Annotated in this window: 14 protein-coding genes and 1 tRNA gene; 9 read left to right on the top strand and 6 right to left on the bottom strand. The window is 67.8% G+C overall.

Annotated elements, in window-relative coordinates:
* Window positions 1-18: 18 nt before the first annotated feature.
* Window positions 19-1,134 (top strand): ribonuclease D, encoded by a 1,116-nt coding sequence (rnd, locus tag BM172_RS12075; RefSeq protein WP_026633268.1) that lies wholly within the window; start codon window positions 19-21, stop codon window positions 1,132-1,134.
* Between the two features lie 63 nt (window positions 1,135-1,197).
* Window positions 1,198-1,273 (top strand) — tRNA-Ala (locus tag BM172_RS12070).
* A 197-nt stretch (window positions 1,274-1,470) separates the two neighbouring features.
* Here the strand turns inward: BM172_RS12070 and BM172_RS12065 are convergent.
* Entirely contained in the window at window positions 1,471-2,400 is a 930-nt protein-coding gene (locus BM172_RS12065; protein WP_051548297.1) for a LysR family transcriptional regulator, read from the bottom strand.
* 129 nt (window positions 2,401-2,529) lie between these two features.
* On the opposite strand from BM172_RS12065, the gene BM172_RS12060 reads away from it, so the two are divergent.
* Entirely contained in the window at window positions 2,530-3,975 is a 1,446-nt protein-coding gene (locus tag BM172_RS12060) for an MFS transporter (RefSeq protein ID WP_026633269.1), read from the top strand.
* Between the two features lie 204 nt (window positions 3,976-4,179).
* On the opposite strand, the gene BM172_RS12055 is transcribed toward BM172_RS12060, so the two are convergent.
* The 4 genes from BM172_RS12055 to BM172_RS22685 form a co-directional block, all read right to left on the bottom strand.
* On the bottom strand, window positions 4,180-4,773 hold the full coding sequence (locus BM172_RS12055) for a DUF899 family protein (protein WP_051548287.1): 594 nt from the start codon (window positions 4,771-4,773) through the stop codon (window positions 4,180-4,182).
* Between the two features lie 18 nt (window positions 4,774-4,791).
* Window positions 4,792-5,379: a DUF899 domain-containing protein gene (locus BM172_RS12050; protein ID WP_428844765.1), complete on the bottom strand. Its 588-nt coding sequence runs from the start codon at window positions 5,377-5,379 to the stop codon at window positions 4,792-4,794.
* Window positions 5,380-5,561: 182 nt separating this feature from the next.
* Complete coding sequence (locus tag BM172_RS12045; RefSeq protein ID WP_177218815.1) at window positions 5,562-6,005, bottom strand: ArsR/SmtB family transcription factor; 444 nt, start codon at window positions 6,003-6,005, stop codon at window positions 5,562-5,564.
* A 135-nt stretch (window positions 6,006-6,140) separates the two neighbouring features.
* A complete protein-coding gene (locus tag BM172_RS22685; protein ID WP_051548288.1) occupies window positions 6,141-11,939 on the bottom strand; it encodes an autotransporter-associated beta strand repeat-containing protein in 5,799 nt (1,932 codons plus the stop codon).
* A 510-nt stretch (window positions 11,940-12,449) separates the two neighbouring features.
* On the opposite strand from BM172_RS22685, the gene BM172_RS12035 reads away from it, so the two are divergent.
* From BM172_RS12035 to BM172_RS12010, 6 genes are all read left to right on the top strand, one after another.
* Window positions 12,450-12,923, top strand: coding sequence for a RidA family protein (locus BM172_RS12035; protein ID WP_197022820.1), 474 nt, complete (start codon window positions 12,450-12,452; stop codon window positions 12,921-12,923).
* Between the two features lie 255 nt (window positions 12,924-13,178).
* Window positions 13,179-15,407 (top strand): TonB-dependent siderophore receptor, encoded by a 2,229-nt coding sequence (locus BM172_RS12030; protein ID WP_231504092.1) that lies wholly within the window; start codon window positions 13,179-13,181, stop codon window positions 15,405-15,407.
* 3 nt (window positions 15,408-15,410) lie between these two features.
* On the top strand, window positions 15,411-15,671 hold the full coding sequence (locus BM172_RS12025) for a hypothetical protein (protein WP_026633272.1): 261 nt from the start codon (window positions 15,411-15,413) through the stop codon (window positions 15,669-15,671).
* Window positions 15,668-15,928 carry a hypothetical protein gene (locus BM172_RS12020; RefSeq protein WP_026633273.1) on the top strand — a complete coding sequence of 87 codons (261 nt, stop codon included), beginning with the start codon at window positions 15,668-15,670 and terminating at the stop codon, window positions 15,926-15,928. The genes BM172_RS12025 and BM172_RS12020 overlap by 4 nt, the downstream gene beginning before the upstream one ends.
* A 7-nt stretch (window positions 15,929-15,935) precedes the next feature.
* Window positions 15,936-17,534 (top strand): PepSY-associated TM helix domain-containing protein, encoded by a 1,599-nt coding sequence (locus tag BM172_RS12015; RefSeq protein ID WP_051548289.1) that lies wholly within the window; start codon window positions 15,936-15,938, stop codon window positions 17,532-17,534.
* A gap of 193 nt (window positions 17,535-17,727) precedes the next feature.
* A complete protein-coding gene (locus tag BM172_RS12010) occupies window positions 17,728-19,143 on the top strand; it encodes a cytochrome b6 (RefSeq protein ID WP_026633274.1) in 1,416 nt (471 codons plus the stop codon).
* An 88-nt stretch (window positions 19,144-19,231) separates the two neighbouring features.
* On the opposite strand, the gene BM172_RS12005 is transcribed toward BM172_RS12010, so the two are convergent.
* Window positions 19,232-21,682 (bottom strand): membrane-bound PQQ-dependent dehydrogenase, glucose/quinate/shikimate family, encoded by a 2,451-nt coding sequence (locus BM172_RS12005; protein ID WP_026633275.1) that lies wholly within the window; start codon window positions 21,680-21,682, stop codon window positions 19,232-19,234.
* Between the last annotated feature and the right edge of the window lie 93 nt (window positions 21,683-21,775).

The following is a 21,775-nucleotide window of genomic DNA, read 5'->3' as shown; positions in this document are numbered from 1 at the left end:
GCTGCGAAGGAAGCATCGATGCAACTTCCCGTCACTCCGGCGGCAGACTGGATCACCAGCCGCGCTGCGCTCGAGCAATGGCTCGCCGCACTGCCCGCCGATGCCGCGCTCGATCTCGACACCGAGTTCATGCGCCGCAATACCTTCTATCCGCAGCTGGCGCTGCTGCAGCTGGGCTGGGACAAGCGCTACGCGCTGGTCGATCCGCTCGCCTTCGAGATCGGCGACGCGCTGCGTCCGCTGCTCGGCAACGGCCAGTCGCTCACCGTCATGCACAGCGGCAGCGAAGATCTGGAAGCACTCGCCCCCTTGCTGCCCGGTGGCCCGGCGCGGTTGTTCGATACGCAGATCGCGGCGGCTTTCGTCGGCATGGGCCTGGGCATCAGCTATCGCGCGCTGGTCGCCGAACTGGTCGGCGCCGAACTCGACAAGGGCGAGACCCGCTCCGACTGGATGCAGCGCCCGCTCACCGATTCGCAGCGCGCCTACGCCACCCTCGACGTGGTCTATCTCGAACCGGTGCACGAACAGCTGGCCGCGCGTCTGGAACAGCGCGGCCGCACCGCCTGGCATGCCGAGGACTGCGAGCGCCTGAAGCGCCGCGCCTGCGTGCGCGAAGGCGATCCGCAACCGCAGGAAAACTTCCGCGGCGCCGCCGAATGGCATCCCGCGCAGCAGGCGCGCCTGCGCCGCATCCTGCTGTGGCGCGATGTCACCGCGCGCCAGCAGGACCGCCCGCGCCCCTGGCTGCTGGAAGACGCCCAGGCGATGAACCTGGCCCAGCTGCCGCCGCAGACCGCGGGCGAACTCGACGAGCGCACCCGCGGCCAGCGCGCGCTGCGCAGCCCGCAGCGCGCCGAGCTGTTCGCCCTGCTGCAGCAACCGGTCACCGAACCAGACATCGCCGCCACCGCGCCCATCCCCGGCACGCCCCAGGGCGAGGCCAAGAAGGCGCTCGCGGCGATGAAGGACGCGGTCGACCGCACCGCCCAGGAAATGGACCTGCCGCCCGGCCTGCTGTGCCCGCGCAAGGTGCTGGAAACCTATGTGGTCACCCGCGACTGGCCGGAATTCCTCGAAGGCTGGCGCCGCGAACACCTGCACGACCGCCTCACCGGCCTGCTGCCCGGCTGATGCGGGATCGGGCAAGGGGGCTTGGCGGTCCCCGGCGCCGCTGCTAATATTCGCGGCTCGCGTGGGGCGGTAGCTCAGCTGGGAGAGCGCTGCGTTCGCAATGCAGAGGTCGGGAGTTCGATCCTCCTCCGCTCCACCAATTCATTCCAGACGAAAAGCCCCGAAACCTGTTTCGGGGCTTTTTTTTGCGCCGACGGACGCTGCGCCCCACCGCGCGAGCAATCCAGCGTAGGCGCATTCAATCGCGGAGCGGAAACGGCAAGCCATGCGCTAGCAGCACGCGGCTTTACTCAACCAGGAATTCCCGCGGCCGATCGCCCCCCTACCATCGCGTCATTACGCAGTGCGCCCGCCCTGCTTCGCCGCCTTGCCATTCTTCCGCCCGCAAATCTCCCGAACACATTCCCGCAGCCACTGATGCACCGGATCGGCCTGCAACCGCGGATGCCACAGCATCGAGATGGTGAAAGCCGGCGTCGCCACCGGCAGCGTAAAGCTGTGCATGCCGTCGCGCAGGTTGCCGGTGTGGCGCTCGGGCACGCTGGCGATCAGGTCGGATTGCCGCGCCAGCGACAGCGCGGTGGCGAAGCCGCCGACGATGGTGACCACCTGGCGTGACAAATGGTGCGCAGCCAGAGCCTCGTCGATGGCGCCCTTTTCGCGCCCGCGCCGCGACACGCTGATATGGCGGCTGCCGGCATAGCGGGCCGCGGTAATCCTGCTCCGGCTGAGCGGATGCCCGCGGCGCACCACGCCGATATAGCGGTCGCGGAACAGCGCCTGCACGCGCATCTCGGGGCCGGCATGTTCGTCGACCACGCCGGTTTCCAGGTCGATGATGCCGTCGCGCAGCGGCGCGCTGTCCTTGTCCACTTTCTGCATGAAGCGCAGGCGGATGCCCGGGGCCTCAGCGGCGACGCGCGCGATGAGGGCGGGACCGAAGTTCTCGACGAAGCCCTCGCTGGTGCGCAGCGTGAACGTGCGCACTAGTTGCTCGAGCCGCGGCCGCACGGCGGGACGCAGCACTGCTTCCGCCCCGTGCACCAGCCCGGCGACCTGATCGCGCAGCTCCAGCGCGCGCGGCGTCGGCACCAGGCCGCGGCCGGCGCGAACCAGCAGCGGATCGCCGGTGGCCTCGCGCAGGCGGGCGAGCGCGCGGCTCATCGCCGAAGGGCTGAGCCGCAGCCGCCGTGCGGCACGCGCGACGCTGCCTTCGGCCAGCAGCACGTTGAGGGTGACCAGCAGGTTGAGATCGGGCATGGACATGCACGCCACCATGGCACCGGCGATACATGGCGTCAAACGCACGGATAAAGTGCAAATGCTGCGCCTTCCGCCATGCCATCGCAGGCACTACTTTTCCGGCCATCCAAGACGTGCGGAGTCGCCGGTTCCATGTCCAAGCCACTCGTCGCTGCCAACGGCGAATCCACCACAGAAGCCGAAGCGCATCTTCCGGCCACCCGCTGGGCGCTCGCTGGCCTGGCACTGTCGATGCTGCTGCCCTCGCTGGATACCAGCATCGCCAACACCAGCCTGCCGATCCTGGCCAAGGCGTTCGGCGCCTCGTTCCAGCAGGTGCAATGGGTGGTGCTGGCCTATCTGTTGGCCATCACCACCCTGATCGTCGGCGCCGGCCGGCTGGGCGATCTGATGGGGCGCCGCCGCTTGCTGCTGGTGGGCATCTCCTGCTTCACCTTTGCGTCGGCGCTGTGCGGCCTGAGCGGTAACCTTTGGGTCCTGATCGTGGCGCGCGCAGAGCAAGGGCTGGGCGCGGCGATCATGCTGGCGCTCACCATCGCCGGCGTCAGCGAGGCGGTACCGCAAACACGGATCGGACGCGCGATGGGCCTGCTCGGCACGATGTCGGCGATCGGCACGGCACTGGGGCCTGCGGCCGGCGGGATATTGGCGGCGACGTTCGGCTGGCCGGCGATCTTCCTGGTCAACGTGCCGCTCGGGATCGTGGCGTTCCTGCTGGTGCTGCGCCATATGCCGAAGGAGCGGCCGGATGCGAAGCCCTTGCATGGGGGATTCGATCCCCTCGGCACCGTGCTGCTGGCGCTGACTCTCGCCGCGTATGCGCTGGCCATGACGCTCGGGCGCGGGGAGTTCGGCGCGCTGAACATCGCGTTGCTGCTCGGCGCCGTCATCGGTGCCGGGCTGTTCGTTCATGCGGAGAAGCGCGCGGCATCGCCACTGATCCGCCTGGCCATGCTGCGCGATGTCAATCTGAGCGCCGGCCTGGCGATGAGCGCGCTGGTGTCCGCGGTGATGATGACGACGCTGGTGGTCGGCCCGTTCTACCTGTCGCGCACGCTTGGCCTCGCGCCGGCATGGGTCGGCGTGGTGCTGTCCTCGGGTCCGTGCGTCACTGTGCTGAGCAGCGTGCCGGCCGGCCGCCTGGTGGATCGTTTCGGCGCGTGGCGAACGACAGTGCTCGGCTTGTCCGGCATCGCCATCGGCACCTCGGTGTTGTCGGCGCTGACCCTCGCGCCATCGTCGTTCGGCGTGGCCGGCTATGTCGGCCCTATCGTCGTCACCACCCTGGGCTATGCGCTGTTCCAGGCCTCCAACAACACCGCGATGATGACCGGCGTGGCGTCGGACCGGCGCGGCGTGGTGTCGGGCATGCTCAGTCTGTCGCGCAACCTGGGCCTGGTGACAGGGGCGTCGGCGATGGCGGGGTTGTTTGCGTGGGCGGTGGGAATGAGCAATGCGGCGAATGCCGATCCCACGGCAGTAGCGTTCGGCGTGCGCGTGACGTTCGGCGTGGCAGCGGCGTCGATGGTGTTGGCGATCGCCATCGCGCGCCGGCGCAGCCGGCGTAGGTTGGGGTGAGCGTCAGCGAACCCAACGGTGCGCAACCTGCCACGCCTGTTGGGGTTCGCTGTCGCTCACCCCAACCTACGCGGTTTCAGGCCGCGCCGGCGACGCTTCGCTACCGAACGCCAGGCCACGGTAGCCACGCCACCTGCCGAACTCACGCCGCCCGCGATCAACCAGGCGGTACCGATGCATAGAGGACACATGGTGAGCCTCCTCTCAGCCGCCCGAACAACAGGACGGCACCGCGGCCGTCACCCCGGGCCACGCGCCAACGCCACCCGGCAGCATGTCGAAGAAATGCCACAGCACGCAGAAGTCGTCGCCGGGACTGAAACCCGTATCCGACACGCGCAGGATGGTGTCGCCGTCGCGGCGGAATACCGACAGCCCCGGCATCCAGCCGCCCTTGTCGGAGACATAGCCCATGTCCCTGGCGAAACTGCTGCCTTGATGGCTGACCATCGGGAACTTCCAGCCGCGCATGTCCGCCATGCGCTTCTGCACCGATGGCCGATCCGGGCTGGACACGGCGAAGCCCGCGCGCGTCACCACATGCTGGTGGATGCCGTTGTAGCCATCCGCCCATAGCGTGCAGTACGAACAGGCCACGCCCATGTTGTGCACGACGATCAGGTCCTCGTGCTCGCCGAACAGATCGGACAGGTGCAGCTTGCCCTCGGTGTCGGTGAACTCGTAATCCTGTACCGGCTGCGGTTCGACACCGGCCAGCGTCTCGCGCATCTGCTCGCGGATCGCCGCGATCTGGCGGCGGTAGTCGGCAAGCTTGCCGTTGACGTCGGTGTATCTCATGGCGATGCCTCCCTTCGCTCAGCTGCCGTAGGCGATGCGGTGCTTTACCCAGGCCATCGGGTACGACAGGCTTTCCTCGTTGCGGCCGAGCGGCGAGGCATCCAGATACTGATAAGCGGCGTTGAACATATCGATGCCGCGCGAGTAGGCGGAATAGGTGTGGTAGACCTTGCCGTCGTCGTCCTTGAAGAACGCACTGACGCCGGGATAGTCGGTGCCGCTGACCTTGATGGTGCCGTAGTTGTAATAGGCTCCGTCGCGCTCCAGCACGTCAGGCGAGAACGACACCTGGTAGTCGTAGTTGAAATCGTCCAACGACGACACCCAAGGGAAATCCCAGCCGAACTCACGCGCCTGCTTCTGCAGCTTGGCCAGCGGCGCGCGCGAGATCGCCGCGAAGGCGACGCCGTGCTGGGCCAGGTGCGGCACGATGCCGTTGAAGTTGTCGGCCCAGAACGCGCAGCTCTTGCAGCTGATCTCCCACTCCGGCGCATACATCAAGTGATAGACCATCAACTGGTTGTTCTCACCGAACAGCTCGGCCAGCGTGGCCCTGCCCTGGTCGGTATCGAAGGCGTAGTGCTTTTCCACGCGTTCCCACGGCAGCTCCTGGCGCTGCCGGCTGAGTTCGTCGCGCAGGTGGGTGAATTCCTTCTCCTTTGGCGAGAAAGCGCTTGCGCGCCTGCAGCCATTCTTCGTGACTGACGATGCGATGCTGAGCCATGACCGTTACCTCGGGATAAGGGGGAGTTGCGGCTTGCACTACCGGCGCGCCATCGCGGCGCGGCTTATTTCCTGCCTGGCCGGCGCTTCTTCGCTGCTTTGCGCGCAGGCTTCGACGGCGACGCGGCGCGCCGCTCGTCGATGTCGGCCAGGGTGACGGCGAGCAGGTCGAACTGCTGCTGCCAGTACTTGCTGTAGCGGTTTATCCACACCGCCGCTTCCAGCATGGGGCCGGCATCCAGGCTGCAGCGGCTGATCCGTCCGGTACGTTCCTGCTGGATCAGGCCGGTGCGCACCAGCACCTGGATATGGCGCGAGACCGCCTGCAGCGAGATGTCGAATGCTGCCGCCAGCTCGGACACGAGCAGCACCTGCCCGTCCAGGCGTTCCAGGATGTCCCGGCGCACCGGATCGGAGAGCGCGAAGAAGACCTGGTTGAGGCGCTCCTGGGCGAGCTCCGGGTTCTGGCCGGTCTCGTCCACGAGGTGCAGGAGGTGTTGGATATTCATCATGGCGTATGAATATCAACACATAAGTTGATTGTCAACAAATATGTTGATTATTTCATCAGCCATACCCTGCCGGATCTTCCTCGAATCGGCTGGGGTGGTTTGCAGTGCGGCCTCATCCAGGCCGCCATCCACTCAGAACCGATAACTGAACGTCACCGATGCCGCCTGCGCCGACGCATGTCCCACGTTGAGCAGTGCGTCATAGCGCAGCGCCAACGTCGAAGCCTTGGTCGGGTGCATGGCCAGGCTCGCGCCCAGCGTGGCGTACGAGCGCGGCAGGTCCGTGCCGGGTGCGGCGAACAAGGTGCCGTCCTGTGCGGCCACCGTCACGCCGCGATGGCGGCCGGCGGTTTCGGTGGCGTAGCCTGCGCGCAACTGCAGGTCGAGCGGCTTGCCGTCGTGGTCGAAGGACCGGTCGAAGGCGAGTCCCACATAAGGCTGCAGACTGCGCGCGCTGTCGACGCCGACGCGCAGGTTCTGTCCGCGCGCGCCGTCCTCGCCAAACGCATTGCCGTGGAAATAGGCATAGCGCGCGCCGATGCTCGGCGTCAGCGTGCCGCCACCGACCGCGACCGGCATCGCCGCCTGCAGGGCGGCGGTGAATTCGTGGCCCACATGATCGCCCTCGGCCACACCGATGCCTGCAAAGTTGCGCTTCTGCGAGAGGTCGTCGAAGGCATACCCGACCGTGCCGGACAGGCGCAGCGCACCGAGCGGCTGCATGCCGTACAGGGCCAGGCGCACGGTATCGGTCTGCGCGGTATCGCCGGTGACGTTCTCGCGCAGGTTGCTGTGCGAGAAACCCGCGGCCACGCCCACGGTGGCGTCGCCCACCGGACGATCCGCACCCATCATCAGGCCGTACTGGTCCATGTGGAAACCGGGTTGGCCGTTGCGGCTCTGGATATCGGTGCCCGCGCCGGCGGCCGTGACCCACAGGCCATCGCCCCTGGAGGATCTGTCATCCAGCAGCGTGCGCTCCATCAGCGACGCATTGGCGGACTGCGCACGCAGCAGCGCCGCCGTGCCCAGCGCCGCGTAGTTGGAGGTCTGCGTGGGCGCGATCACCGTCGGTCCACTCGGCGTGCCGGGGCCGCTTGGCGTTGCCAGGGTCAGGCCGACCTGGTTCGCGCTGTACGTGACCGACGGCGTGAGCGTGCCCAGCGTGGCGCCATTGGCATATGTGTTGGTGACGTTGCCGAACGTCCCGCTGACCGTGCCGCCCGCGGTGAGAATGGTGTACTGGTGCGCGCTGTAAGTGCCCGGGTCGTAGATCAATGCCAGCGTGCCGCCCAGGCTGGCATTGCCGCCTACCTTGAGCAGCGAGGCATCGGTGGGGCTGACTTCGATGGAGAGCGTGGCCGTCGCCGTCTGCGCATAGTTGCCGGCGACGGTCAGCGTGCCGATCGATCCGCCCGGCGCCACCGTGCCGTCGTTGATGATGTTGCCGCCGATGCTGCCATGACCCTGCAGCCTGGCTTGCGGGTCCACCGCGACGTTGCCGCCCAGCACCGCGCCCGGCGAATTCGCATCGCCCACCGCGAGCGTGCCCGCCATGACAATGGTCTGGCCGGCGAAGGCGCTGCTGTCGCCGTTGACGGTGAACACGGTGGCGCCCTGCTTGTACAAGATGCCGGTGCCGGCGAAGCCGCCTGCAAAGGTGCCGCCATCGAGGTTCAAGCTGTTGGCGCCGAGCGCCACACGACTGCCGACGACGCCGTCCAGCGTAGCGATGGTCTGCGTGCCCGCCGCGGAGATATCGAAGGTGGCGCCGCTGCCGTTCAGGGCAATCGCCGCGCCCGGCGCCAGCGTGCCGCCGCCGGCCATGGCGAGCGTGCCGCCGTTGATGGTGGTCACACCGGTATAGGTGTTGGAACCGGTCAGCGCCTGCGTGCCACCGTTCAATATGAGTCCGCCCGTACCGATGATCGCGCCGCCGAACGAATCATTGGCGTGGGTGAGAGTCAACGACTGGCCGCCGATGGTCACGCCGCCGACGCCGGCGAGGCTGGAAATCGAAGCGCCGGCGTTGATGGCGGAGACATCGAGGAAGCCGTTGGCCAGCAGCACGCGACTGGAGGCGGCCACGCTGCCGTTGCCCTGCAGCACGAGCGTGCCGCCGACGAGGGTGGCGCCGGTGTAGGCCTGCGCGCCCGTGAGGGTCAACGAGCCGCCGGAGATCGACAGGGTGCCGCCTGCGCCCGAGAGCACGCCGTCATAGGTGCCGGCGGCGTTGGTGATGGTGAGTCTCTGTGCCCCGAGGTTCACCGCTCCGTTGCCCGACAAGGTCTTGATGCTGGCGCCCGCCGTCGTACCCGCAATATCGAACACGCCGGCGTTCGCCACGCCACCCGACGCCGCGATGCTGCCGGCTCCCGCCAAGGCAAGCGTGGCGCCCTGCTGGATGGTGGTCGTGCCGGTATAGGTGTTGTTGCCGCTGAGCGTCTGCGTGCCATGGGCGACCACCAGGTTGCCGGAGCCGGTCATCGTGCCCCCGAAGTCGCCTGCGGCTTGCGTCAGCGTGAGCGTGCGCGCGCCGAGATTGACCTGGCTGTTGCCACCGCTGCCGCTGAGACTGGCGATGGACGCGCCGCCGGTGGCGCTGGCAATGTCGAACAAACCGTTGGCCACGACGCCGCTGGACGCGGCCACGCTGCCGTTGCCGGACAAGGCGAGCGAGCCGCCTGCGTCGACCGTGGTCAGCCCGGTATACGTGTTGACGTTGCTGAGGAATTGCGTGCCGCCACCGACGGTGAATCCGCCGGTGCCGGCGAGCACACCGCCGAACGAACTGGCGGCATTGAGCACAGCGAGCGTGCGTGTCCCGAGCTGGACCGTGCCGCTGCCCGACAGCTGCTGGATGCCGACATTGCCGGCCGCGCCGGAGATATCGAAGCTGCCGTTGTTCGACAAGGCGCTCGACAGGGCGATGCTACCGCTGCCGGTGAGCGCGAGCGTGGCGCCGCTGTCGATGCGGGTGGCGCCGGTGTAGGTGTTGCTGCCGCCGAGCGTCTGCGTACCGGCGCCGATCTCTACGCCACCCGTGCCACCGATGGAACCACTGAAGCTGCCGCTGGCCTGGGTCAGCGTCAGGTCCTGCGCACCGAGGTAGACCGTACCGCTGCCGGTCAGCGCACGGATGCTGGCGCCATTGCTGGTGGCGGAAATGTCGAGCATGCCGTCGTTCGCCACGCCGCTGGAGGCGGCGATGCTGCCCAGGCCAGCCAGTGCGAGAGTGCCGCCATTGCCGATGCTGGTGGCGCCGGTATAGGCCTGTACGCCGGCCAGGGTCTGTGCGCCGCCGGTGACCGTCAATCCACCAGTGCCGCTCAGCACACCGAAATACGTGCCGTTGCCGTTGGTCAGCGTGAGCGTTTCGGCACCGAGGGTGACATTGCCGTTGCCGGCCAGCAGGCGCACCGAAGCGCCATTGCTGGTGCCGGCGATGTCCAGCGTGCCGCCGTTCAACAGCACGCCGGCGGAGCTGGCGATGCTGCCGCTACCGGTGAGCGCCAGCGTGGCGCCGTTGGAGACGGTGGTCTGGCCGATGTAGGCGTTGGCGCCGCTCAGCGTCTGCGTGCCGCCGTCGATGGTGAGGCCGCCGTTGCCCGCGATATCGCCTGCAAACGTGCCGGTGGCGTTGGTGATGCTGAGGTACTTCGCACCGAGCAGCACCGAGCCGCTGCCGGTCAATGCACTGATGGCCGCGCTGCCAGTGGTGCCGGAGATGTCGAACGTGCCGTTGTTCACCAGGCCGCTGGAGTCGGCGATGCTGCCGGAGCCGGTCAGCGAAAGCGTGGCGCCGCTGTCGATTCGGGTTTGCCCGGTGTAGGTGTTGACGCCAGACAGGGTCTGCGAGCCGCCCGCAAAGGTGACATTGCCCGAGCCTGAAATAACGCCGGCGAACAGCGAATTGGCCTGGGTCAAGGTCAAATCCTTGGTGCCCAGCACGACCGAGCCGGCACCGGCCAGCGACTGGATACTGCTGCCGGAGGCGGTGCCCGAAACATCGAAAGTGCCGTCAGCCGTCACGACCTGCGACGAGGCGATGCTGCCGGCGCCGATGAGCGCGAGCGTCGCGCCGGCGCTGATGCCGGTGGCGCCGGTATAGGCCTGCGCGGCGGTCAGGGTCTGCGAACCGCCGGCGATCGACAAGCCGCCGCTGCCGCTGAGCAGGCCATCGAAACTGCCGCTGGCGTTGCTCAAGGTAAGCGTCTTGCTGCCGAGCAGGATATTGCCCGCGCCGCTGATCGCCTGCACCGAAGCGCCGCTGTTGGTGCCGCTGATATCGAACGTGCCGTTCACCGCCACGCCGCTGGAAGCGGCGATGCTGCCGGCGCCGCTGAGGGCCAATGTTCCGGTGTTGATCGTGGTGGATCCGGTATACGTGTTGACGCCCGACAGCACCAGCGTGCCGCTGCCGTTCTGCTCCAGGTCGCCGCTGCCGTCGATGACGCCGCCCAGCGACACGGTGTCGATGCGATCGAAGGCGAGCGTGCCCTGGTTGTGCACGTTGCCGACGATCGAACCGGTGGTGCCGCCGTCGCCGATCTGCAAGGTGGCGCCGCTGTCGATGCTCGTGCCGCCGGTATAGGTATTGGTGCCGCTGAGCGTCAGCGTGCCGCTGCCGGTCACGCTCAAGGCGCCGTTGCCGGAAATGGGACCGGAGAACTGCAGGCCGTCTGCGCCATCCATGTCGCCGGTGAGAACGGAACCGGTGCCGAGCGTGATCGCATTGTCGAGCGTGATGTCCAGGTCCTGCGCGAACACGCGCGCCTGCGCGCCGGCCGCCAGGTCGATGCCGCCGGTGATGTCACTGCCGGCGAACATGGTCAGCGCATTGCCGGTGCCGTTGAACTGGATCGCCAGCGCGGTGCTGCCGTCGGCATTGAGTCCGCCGCTGATGCTGCCGCCGATGCCGTTGACGATGGTGTTGCCGCCCCAGGTCACCACGCCGGTGCCGCCCTGCCCGCCGACCGCGGCCGTGCCGCCGGTGATGTTGCCGTCGTTCTGCAGCGTGGCGAACTGGCCGACCAGGTTGATGCCCGCGCCGCCGCTGCCGCCGTGCGCGGAGTTGTCGAAGGTGGCGGTACCCGCCACCCCGCCGGCGCCGCCGATGACGACGCCGCTGTTGGTGGTCGAGGTGTTCTGGCCCAGCACCAGCACGCCATCGCCGCCCGCGCCGCCGCCGCCGTTGTTGCCGCCATTGCCGCCCGCGCCACCGGCGCCGCCGGCGACCTGGCCATTGATCTGCAGGTCGGCATCGTCCGACGTCGCCAGCACGCCCGCACCGCCGCCACCGCCGCCGGCTCCATTACTCTGGTCGCCGCTGGTGCCGCTGCCGCCGGCGCCGCCCGCACCGCCCACGGCGATCGCATTGAGCTGCACGTTGAGCTGGATACCGGAGAAGCTCACGCCCGCGCCGCCGCCACCGCCACCGCTGGAGAAGTTGAAGCCGTTCGCCCCGCCAGAGCCTGCGCCGCCCGCACTGGTCGCGGTGATATCGAGCACGCCGCCACCGGACGTGCCGACACTGCCGCCCGCACCGCCGGCGCTTTCGCCCGCCGCGCCGGCACCGCCGGTGCCATTCGCCGCGGCCGGTGCACCGACCACCGTATCCGTGTTGCCGGTACCGCCATTGAACACGCTCGCACCGCCGCCGCTGCCGTTACCCGCGCCGCCGCTTCCGGTGCGCTGCACAATGCCCGCACCGCCGGGCGCACTGCACGAAGGCACGTCGCTCGAACTGCACGCGCCCCACGCCGGCGAAGAAACCATCGCCAATCCGACGGCCAGCGCCAGCGGGCGCAACGCAGGCACAAGGCGCGCCACACCTGTCGCGGAGGCGCCGCTGCGCGAATGCGCCAATTCGGAGGCCACCTGCGGCACGCGCAGCGAACGGTTCCAGACAAGCCGGTAAATGCGGTTCATGACGGTACCCCTGTTTATGGATGCTCGAATGCATCGATCGGGTGCGCGCGGCACAGGCAGCGGCCGCGCTTGCGCAACCATGGCAAGCACTGGCGGATGACATAGGCCGATCGTTCGGGTGCGCAGCTGCCATTGCCGCCCGGCGTGCGGGCGGAACCGGCCTGCGTTTCAGGCGAAGCTACGCGTCACGCGATGGAAGCGAATCCATCGGCGTTCCCCAACGACTGTGCCATGCATCCCCATGTTTTCGACTTGCGCCGCGCCTTCCGCCGGGTGGAAGAGCGTCGCCCCCTTGTCGAGCCGCGGACCTGGTTGCCGCCATCCATGACGGCCAGGCGCCGACTCGCGTCGCGTATGGTGCACGCGCGTATGCGGCGCGGCAATGCGCCTTCTGGCCGGGGTCCCAGCGTGGGTACGGACATGCCACAGTAACCGGCGGCGTGCACCATGGCCGCGCGCGCGGCGTCCTGGTTATGATCCGGCGTTCCCCACCCGCATCAGGAGTGTGCCGTGTCCCGACGTCCCGCCTGCTGTCTCGCCCTTGCCGTGTTCCTCTTCGCCGGACTCGTGCATGCCGCCGACCCGCCGGCCGGCGTGCGCTTTCTCGATCCGACCGGCCTGTCCAAGCCCAATGGCTACACCCACGTGGTCGAAGTGCCGGCCGGCGCGCGCACGCTGTACCTGTCCGGCCAGATCGCACTCGATGCGAACGGCAAGCTCGTCGGCGCTGGCGATTTCGCCGCGCAGGCCGAGCAGGTGTTCGCCAATCTCAAGACGGCGCTGGCCGCCTCCGGCGCGAGTTTCCGCAACGTGGTCAAGCTCGACATGTACGTCACCGACATGACGCAGCTGAAGGCATTGCGTGCGGCGCGCGACAAGTACATCGACCCGCAGCACCCGCCGGCGAGCACGCTGGTAGAGGTGCGGAGGTTGGCGCGGGAGGATTTGATGCTGGAGATCGAGGCGACGGCGGTCGTGCCTTAGCGTCTCATCGCCCCGCGCAACCGCGCGTAGCGCGTAGGTTGGGGTGAGCGCCAGCGAACCCCAACGTTGCGGAACCTCGAAGGTGCCGATGTTGGGGTTCGCTGGCGCTCCCCCAACCTGCGCGTGGCCGGATGGTTGCCGCGCCCATATAAGAATCATTATCATTTGCGGGATAGACAATCCGCAGCAAGCCACGTCGCTCCGCCGACCCAGCCGCTCCTTATCCATCCATCGGTGCTCCCGTGCGGAGCCACCGTGCTCAAGGACGCTTCCGTGGCCGGCAACATCCCCGTGGTTTTCCTCTCCTCCCCTGCCCTGCGCCGTGGCCCTATCGCCCTCGCCTGCCTGCTCGCGCTCGCCGCGCCGGTGCTGGCCACGGAGCAACCGGCCGCCGCCGCGACGGACGATGCCAACGACAAGTTGCCGAAGGAGCAGCGCCGCGTCACCAATCTGGAAGGCGTCAGCACGACGGCCAACGTCGGCGGCGACACCAGTAAGGCCTACACGGTCCCCGCCGCCAGCGGCGCCACGCGCCTGCCGCTGTCGCTGCGCGAGACGCCGCAGTCGGTCAGCGTGATCACCCGCGCGCAGATGGACGACTTCGGCATGAACAACATCAACGACGTGCTCGGCCGCACCACCGGCATCAACGTCGAGAAGATCGAGACCGACCGCACCTACTACGGCGCGCGCGGTTTCGACATCACCAATTTCCTCACCGACGGGCTGGGCATGCCGTTCGCCAACGGCGGCCAGGAAGGCGATATCGACACCGCCATCTACGACCATATCGAAGTGCTGCGCGGCGCCAACGGCTTGCTGTCGTTCACCGGCAATCCCTCGGCCACCATCAACTTCGTGCGCAAGCGTCCTACCGCCGATCTGCAGGGCAGCGTGGGCGCCACGGCGGGGAGCTGGAACAACCGTCGCCTGGATGGCGACCTCTCCGGCGCGCTCAATGCCTCCAGGAGCGTGCGTGGCCGGGTGGTGCTGGCCGACCAGCAGACCGACAGCTATCTCGACCGTTACTCGATGCACAAGAAGATCGCCGCCGGCATGCTGGAAGCCGACCTGGGCCCCAATACCCTGCTCTCGGCCGGTATCACCTGGCAGAAGAATTCGCCGGAAAGCCCGATGTGGGGCGCGCTGCCGCTGTACAACAGCGACGGCACGCCGACCGACTACCGGCGCTCCACCAGCACCGCCGCGGACTGGTCGCGCTGGGACATGAGCAATACGCAGTCCTACCTGAGCCTCGCGCACGACTTCGCCAACGGCTGGAGCGTGAAGGCTGCGCTCAACTACCGCCGGCTGGTCGGCGCGAGCGAACTGTTCTACGTCTACGGCACGCCGGACGCCGCCACCGGCCTGGGCCTCTACAGCTATCCCTCGCAGTACGACAGCACCGAGAAGCAGTACTACGCCGACGTCTATGCCAGCGGCCCGTTTTCGCTGGGCGGCCGCGGGCACGAGCTGGTGCTGGGCGTGAACGCCGGCAAGAGCGACGTGGACCAGCTGTCCGGCTACTCCGCCGATATCGGCACGGCATTGCCGCCGCTGTGGGCCTGGGATGGCCGCTATCCGAAGCCCGCCTTCGACGCGTACTACAACAGCGCACAGTTCCACGTGCGCCGCCGCAGTGCCTACGCCACCGCGCGCTGGAACCTGGCCGACTCGCTCAAGCTGATCACCGGCGCAACGCTGACCCGCATCAGCAGCACCGGCCAGAACTACGGCGTGCCGCATGCCTATGAGAAAACCAAGGCCACGCCATTCGTGGGTGCGGTGTACGACCTGGACGCCAACTACTCGGTGTATGCCAGCTACGCCAAGCTGTTCAATCCGCAGACCGAAGTGGACATCGACAACCGCGTGCTCGCCCCGGTCACCGGCGACAACCTCGAGGCTGGCCTCAAGGGTGCGTGGATGGACAATCGCCTGAACGCGTCCTTCGCCGTGTTCCGCTCGCGCCAGAACAACTACGCCGAGTCGGTGGGCATCAACCCGGCCACCGCGCAGAGTTATTACCGCGGCATCAACGCCATCTCCACCGGCTACGAATTCGACCTCGCCGGCAGCCTCACGCCGGACTGGGAAGCCAGCGCGGGCATCACCCAGCTCGGCATCGTGGACGACCAGGACCGCAACGTGCGCACTTATGTGCCGCGCCGCGTGCTGCGCATCAACACCACCTATCGCCTGCCGTGGATTCCCGGCCTGAAGGTCGGCGGCTCGCTGCGCTGGCAGGATCGCATCGTGCGCGACCAGCTGGCGCTGGACACGCAGGGCCGCGAGATCTACACCACCCAGGGCAGCTATGCGCTGCTGGGCATGATGGCGCGCTACGACTTCGATCCGTCCTGGAGCGCCACGCTGAACGTGGACAACCTCACCAACCGCAAGTACATCGCCAGCCTGTACTGGGCGCAGGGTTACTACGGCGCGCCCACCAACTGGCAGTTGAACGTGAGCTACCGGTTCTGAGCCATGGTGCCGGCGGCCCTCCTGCTCTGTTTCGCCAGCGCGCTGCTGTTCTACCTGGCCAGCCCGCGGCAGCGCCTGCGCACCAGGCCGCTGCCGGCATGGATGCGTCTTGTCGCGCTGGCCTTCGCTGCAAGCGGCGCAGGCGCATGGATCGATGTGCTTGGCGTCGGCGCGGGGCTGTTCACCGCGCTTACCGCGCTGATGCTCGGCTGGGTCGGCCTGCCCTATGCGGCCTGGTATGCCGGGCGCGAGGAGCGGCGATGATCGCGCGCTGCCTTGCCGGCACGGTGCTGGGCTTTCCGCTGGCGGGCATGCTGCTGGCGCTGGGCCTGTTCTGGCTGCCTGGCCACGGGCAGGACTGGCTGATTCCCGTGCTGCTGCTGTTCTTCCCGCTGTGGCTGGGCGTGATGGCGGGCAGCTATATGTTCCGCAGCGGCGCGCGCGCCTGGCTGGCGCTGGGCGCGGCCAACGGCGCGGCGTTCGTCCTGCTGTGGCTGTCGCGCCAGCTGGCCGGCGGCTGAGGTTCGCATGAAGTCTTCCACGATCCGCACCTTCCAGACGGTCCATACCTGGACCGGCCTGCTCGCCGGCTTCGCGCTGTTCATCGCGTTCTATGCCGGCGCGCTGACCGTGTTCCATCACGACATCGCCTTGTGGCAGAGCCCGCCGTGGCGCAGCCAAGCCGCGCGCGACGTATCCGTACAGACGATGATCGATTGCCTGCTGCTGCAGCACCCGCAGGCCGCCAAGGACTTCGGCATCGTGCTGGCGCCGCCGGGCACTTCGCAGGGCCCCTACGCGTACTGGAACGACGGCGAGGAACACTTCGCCACCGCCGACAGGCTCGACCGCCCCACCGACGACGAGGGAGCCACGCGCGGCAACCTCGCCGATTTCGTCTATGCCCTGCACGATTCGCTCGGCATCCCGGTGGTCGGCCTGTACCTGATGGGCATCGTCAGCGTGATCTACGGCCTGGCGCTGATCTCCGGCCTGCTGATCCACCTGCCGCAGCTGCTGGGCGATCTGTTCGCGCTGCGCCCGGGGCGCAACCTCAAGCGGCTGTGGCAGGACGCGCACAACGCGATCGGCGTGCTGAGCCTGCCGTTCCACATCATCTTCGCGGTAACCGGCGCGCTGATGTGCCTGTTCGTGCCGCTGTTCGCCGCGCTCAACCTGATCGCCTTCGACGGCAAGCTGGGCGATGCCTTCGCCAGGGCGATCAGCACCGCGCCCACGGTGCAGGCGAGCGGACACGCCGCGCCGATGCTTGCCGCCGGCGAACTGATCGAGCGCGCGCGCACGGCGGCGCTGGCCACCGGCGTCACCGCGTTCGAGCCGGACTATGTGCACTACGACCATTACGGCGACGCCAACGCGCTGGTGCAGGTGCGCGGTGTCTCGCAGCGCACGCTGGGAACCTACGGCACCATCGCGCTCAACGGCGCCACCGGCGCGGTGCTGGAGCGGCACGTGGGCGATACGCACAGCGTCAACGGCCTGACCAACTCTTCGATCTACGCGTTGCATTTCGGCAACTTCGGCGGGCGCGCGGTGCAGTGGCTGTATTTCCTGCTAGGCCTGGCGGGCGCGTTCCTGTTCTATTCCGGCAACCTGCTGTGGATCGAATCGCGCCGCAAGCGGCGCCACGCCGCACAACCGCGCAAGACGTGGGTCATGGCGCGGGCCACGCTGGGCGTGTGTCTCGGAACTTGCGCAGGCATCGCCGCGGCGTTCGCGGCGACCATGCTCGCGCAGGCCGCCGGCATCGATCCGGCGGTGCCGCAGCAGGCGGCTTGCTATGGCGTGGTGGCGCTCGCGGTGGCGTATGCATGCCTGCGTCCGGTAGCGCGCGCGGCGGTCGAGCTGTTGGCGGTCACGGCGCTTGCCTACCTCGCCGTGGCGATTGCCGACCTCATGCGCAACGCGCACACCTGGAGCCAGCCATGGACGCCGCCGTCGATGGCCGTGCTGGGCGTCGACCTCACCGGCATCGCCCTGGGCATCGGCTTCGCCTGGCTCGCACGCGCGAGCTGGAAGCGTGCCGCGCGGGGCGATGCAAACAGCGTGTGGGCGCAAGCGCCGGCCGCCGATGCACTGCATGTCGAGGCAGAAGATCCGCGCTGAACGTCAGTTGCACCGAATCTGCGTGCGTGCTCACGGTTTCACCTGAGTTCGACGCGCATAGGCAGCGCCGATCGGAACGATCCGAACAATCAATTTTCCAGCCCTCCCGCACAGGCATAGGCTCGCCTGTGGCGACCCCGCGACAAAGGGGACGCGTTCGGCCGCCAGGTATCTCAAACCTAGGGAGGGCCCCATGAAACGCGCAACCGTGAAACACGCCAGGCAAGCTGCGCTGGCGATCGCCGTGATGCTCGCCGTCGCCGGATCGGCGCAGAGCCAGCAAGCCGATGCTTCGCGCAAGCCGCCACCGAGCAGCTACATGCCGGTGGTCGAGCCGGACTTCGCCACCACCATGCAACGCATGTCGAAGGCCAAGCCCGGCGTCATGCAGCGGCAGAAGAACCTGCTGCAGGAACGCTACGACCTCGCCGACAAGCCGGCCAAGGGCGTCACCATGTCACGCGGCAAGCCGGTGCAGGAAGGCGTGCGCGTGAAGCTCAAGTCCGGCACCAGCTGGGAGCAGCTCGCCGGCATGTCGCCGGACGACATCAAGAGCAAGGATCTGTTTCCGTCCGGCTTCCTGCCCCTGCCCCATCCCAATCATCCCGAAGGCGGCATGCTGTTTCCGCACTTCGAGATCGAGCGGGTGAAGCAGCAGGACAACCGCGATCTCACGCGCTTCGACCTGGATTTCGACTTGCCGGATCACATCCTGCCGGAGTTCCCGCAGGCGATCTTCCTCAGCACGCGTCCGGACCTGGGCGATGTCTCCAAAGGCAAGCTGGTCACGCTGGACAACTACTACGAGCTGTTCAACGGCATCCTCAACCCCAAGCAGCTGGAAGGCCTGCGCCTGCTGGTGACGCCGTTCCCGCAGCAGCAGTTCAACGCCACCGGCGACCGCCGCTCGGCGCGACCCAGCCTGGGCGTGGCCTGCTTCGATTGCCATGCCAACGGCAGCACCAATGGCGCCACCCACCTCGTGGGTGACATCCGGCCGCAGGAGTTCCGCCATCGCATCGAGACGCCGACGCTGCGCGGCGTGAATATCCAGCGGCTGTTCGGCTCGCAGCGTGCGTTGAAGACGGTGGAGGATTTCACCGAGTTCGAGCAGCGCGCGGCTTATTTCGACGGCGATCCGGTGATCGCCACCAAGAAGGGCGTGAATATCCTCGAGCGCGGCAGCCAGGTGCATTTCATGGCGGAGTTCCAGGAGATCCTGGATTTCCCGCCCGCGCCGAAACTGGCCGTGGACGGCAAGCTCGATCCGGCCAGGGCCAGCGAGCAGGAACTGCGCGGACAGGCAGTGTTCTTCGGCAAGGGACAATGCGGCAGCTGCCATACGCCGCCCTACTACACCGACAACACCATGCATAACCTGCAGGCGGAGCGGTTCTTCAAGCCGCGCATGATCAACGGGATGATGGCCAGCGCCGATGGGGCGATCAAGACCTTCCCGTTGCGGGGGATCAAGGACACGCCGCCGTATCTGCACGATGGGCGACTGCTGACGCTGGATGACACGGTGGAGTACTTCAACCTCGTGCTGGGTACGAAGTTGAACGAGCAGGAGAAGCAGGATCTGGTGGCGTTCATGCGGGTGCTCTGACCGCACGCGCAGGTTGGGGTGAGCCGAAGGCGAACCCCAACGTCACGCCGCGCTAGGGATGCCGCCGCGTTGGGGTTGTCACCCCAACCTACGGCTTTGGCAACGCGTAGGCGATCAGCGCATCACCCATCTTCGTCCCCAGCGAACCATGGCCACCGGCCATGATCACTACGTACTGCCTGCCCGTCTGATCCGACACATAGCTCATCGGCGTCGCCTGCCCGCCCGCCGGCAGGCGCGCTTCCCACAACTGCTTGCCGTTGCGCACGTCATAAGCGCGCAGGTAGTAGTCCAGCGAAGCGCTCATGAAGGCCACGCCGCCGCCGGTGGTGATCATGCCGCCGAGACTGGGCACCCCCAGCGGCAACGGAATCGGCAACGGCGCGCTGTCCACCACCGTGCCGTTGCGATGCATCCACAGCTTGCGCATGGTGCGCAGGTCAACCGCCGCCACATAGCCCCACGGCGGCGCCTGGCAGGGAATGCCCAGCGGCGACAGCAGCGGGCGCAGGTCGACCGCGAACGGCGTGCCCTGCATCGGCTGCAGGCCGTGCTCGATGCCGGTGGAACCCTTGGCGCTCCTGGCTTCTTCCGTTTCGCGGGTGATCAGGCGCGACATGAAGGCCATGTAGTTCGGATTGCCGATCAGCAACTGCCGTTGCGGATCGACCGTGACGCCACCCCAGTCGAACACGCCATAGTTGCCTGGATACACCAGCGAGCCCTGCTCCGACGGCGGCGTAAAGATGCCGTCGTAGCGCAGGCGCCTGAACTTGATGCGGCATACCAGCTGGTCGTAGGGATTGGTGCCCCACATATCGGCTTCGCGCAACGGGTGTTCCGGCGCGAAGCTCAGCGCGGAGAACGGCTGCGTGGGCGAAGTGCGGTCGCCGGTCGCCGCGCCCTGCGGCACCGGTCGTTCCGGCGCCGGCACGACCGGCTTGCCGTCGCGCCGGTCGAGCACGTAGATGTCGCCGCGCTTGGTCGAAGCCACCAGCGCGGGTACTTTGCCCTGCGGCGTATCGAGATCGACCAGGCTGGGCTGTCCGCCGATGTCCATGTCCCACAGATCGTGGTGCACGGTCTGGTAGACCCAGCGCAACTTGCCGGTGGCGATGTCCAGCGCCACGATCGCGCTGTTGAAACGCTCGCCTTCCGGATAGCGCTCGCCGCCCCACATGTCCGGCGTCTGGTTGCCCATCGGGATGTAGACCAGGCCCAGCTTCTCGTCGACGCTGGACACGCTCCACGAATTGGGCGAGTTGCGCTTGTAGTGCTGCCCGGCCGGCAGCGGTGCGGTGCTGTCCGGCGCCGCCGCGTCCCAGTTCCACAACAGCTGGCCGGTGGTGACGTCGTAGCCGCGGATCACGCCGGAGGGTTCGTCGGTCGATTCGTTGTCGGTGACGCTGGCCGACACGATCAGCACGTTGCGCGTGACCGTCGGCGGTGACGTCGGATTGAGAAAACCGCGCCGTTTCATCGCCATGCCCTGGTACAGGCCGATCACCCCGTGGTCGCCGAAGTCCGTGCAGGGCTGCCCGTTGTCGGCGTTGAGCGCGACGACGGTGGCATCCGCGGTGGGTGCGAAGATGCGGCGCGGACAGCTGTCGAAATGGATCGCCTCGGCCGCCACCGCGCCCTTCGGCGTCGGCGGCGGCGCGGCGGGCGCCACGCCTGCCGTCGCGGCCTGCGCGGCGTATGCGCCGGAATCGTGATAAGCCACGCCACGGCAGATCATGTGCTGATAGCCCTTGGCGTCGCGGTTGATCTTGGGGTCGTAGCGCCAGCGCTCCTTGCCGGTGTCCGGATCCAGCGCGATCACGATGTCGTGCGGCGTGCACAGGTACAGCATGCCGTTCGCCTTCAGCGGCGTGACTTCGTTGGCGATCTCGGTGGGATCGCCCGGCCCCTTGAAATCGCCGGTATGGAAGGTCCACGCCACCTGCAGTTTCGCGACATTGGCCGGGGTGATCTGCGCGGCCGGCGCATGGCGGTCGCCATGGCCGGAGCGGCCATAGGCGATCCAGTCATTGGGCGGCGTACCCGTGGCGTCGGCCGGCGGCGCGCCGGCTTCCGGCGCTTCGCCGGCCAGCGTGTAGTAGTCGGTGAAGTACGCCACCGCACCCAGCGCCACGCTCGCTGCCAGCACCAGCCACAAGGGCAGCGTGCCGGTGGCCCAGCGCAAGGTCGGCTCGGGGTCCGGCTCCAGACGCCGCGACACCCACGGCAGCAGCAGCCATACGCCGAGTACAAACCACACGGCGACGCGCGGCACCAGCTGCCACCAGTCGAAGCGCACCTCGTAGATCGCCCACAGCAAGGTGGCCAGCAGCAACAGCGCATGCAGTCCCAGCGCCAGGCCGCTGCCGCGCCATGCCAACCAGCCGGTAGCGATGAGCATCGCACCGGCCAGCACGTAGTACGGCGAGCCGCCCAGCACCAGCAGCCATGCACCGCCGGCAAGCAGGCCCAGGCCGAGGAATACGAACAGCGCGGCAGTGATCCACAGCGCAACGCCCGGTCGAGACTTCGTCTCCATTCGCTCTTCCCTTGTCGCTATCGAATGGCGAATCAACCCGCTCATGGTTGACGAGCCGCCGTTGGGGTTTCGTGATGCCAGCGGATGCCCGCC

Origin of the sequence: Dyella marensis (assembly GCF_900112865.1) — a bacterium.
In the GTDB taxonomy this organism is placed as follows: Bacteria; Pseudomonadota; Gammaproteobacteria; order Xanthomonadales; family Rhodanobacteraceae; genus Dyella_D; species Dyella_D marensis_A.
The sequence above is the reverse complement of the archived record's forward strand: the minus strand, read 5'-3'. Positions and strand labels throughout refer to the sequence as shown.

Bases quoted from the DNA above. Each gene is read 5' to 3' on its own strand.
- rnd (WP_026633268.1), top strand. From the start codon at position 19: ATGCAACTTCCCGTCACTCCGGCGGCAGACTGGATCACCAGCCGCGCT.
- BM172_RS12065 (WP_051548297.1), bottom strand. From the start codon at position 2,400: ATGTCCATGCCCGATCTCAACCTGCTGGTCACCCTCAACGTGCTGCTG.
- BM172_RS12060 (WP_026633269.1), top strand. From the start codon at position 2,530: ATGTCCAAGCCACTCGTCGCTGCCAACGGCGAATCCACCACAGAAGCC.
- BM172_RS12055 (WP_051548287.1), bottom strand. From the start codon at position 4,773: ATGAGATACACCGACGTCAACGGCAAGCTTGCCGACTACCGCCGCCAG.
- BM172_RS12045 (WP_177218815.1), bottom strand. From the start codon at position 6,005: ATGAATATCCAACACCTCCTGCACCTCGTGGACGAGACCGGCCAGAAC.
- BM172_RS22685 (WP_051548288.1), bottom strand. From the start codon at position 11,939: ATGAACCGCATTTACCGGCTTGTCTGGAACCGTTCGCTGCGCGTGCCG.
- BM172_RS12025 (WP_026633272.1), top strand. From the start codon at position 15,411: ATGGTGCCGGCGGCCCTCCTGCTCTGTTTCGCCAGCGCGCTGCTGTTC.
- BM172_RS12020 (WP_026633273.1), top strand. From the start codon at position 15,668: ATGATCGCGCGCTGCCTTGCCGGCACGGTGCTGGGCTTTCCGCTGGCG.
- BM172_RS12015 (WP_051548289.1), top strand. From the start codon at position 15,936: ATGAAGTCTTCCACGATCCGCACCTTCCAGACGGTCCATACCTGGACC.
- BM172_RS12010 (WP_026633274.1), top strand. From the start codon at position 17,728: ATGAAACGCGCAACCGTGAAACACGCCAGGCAAGCTGCGCTGGCGATC.
- BM172_RS12005 (WP_026633275.1), bottom strand. From the start codon at position 21,682: ATGGAGACGAAGTCTCGACCGGGCGTTGCGCTGTGGATCACTGCCGCG.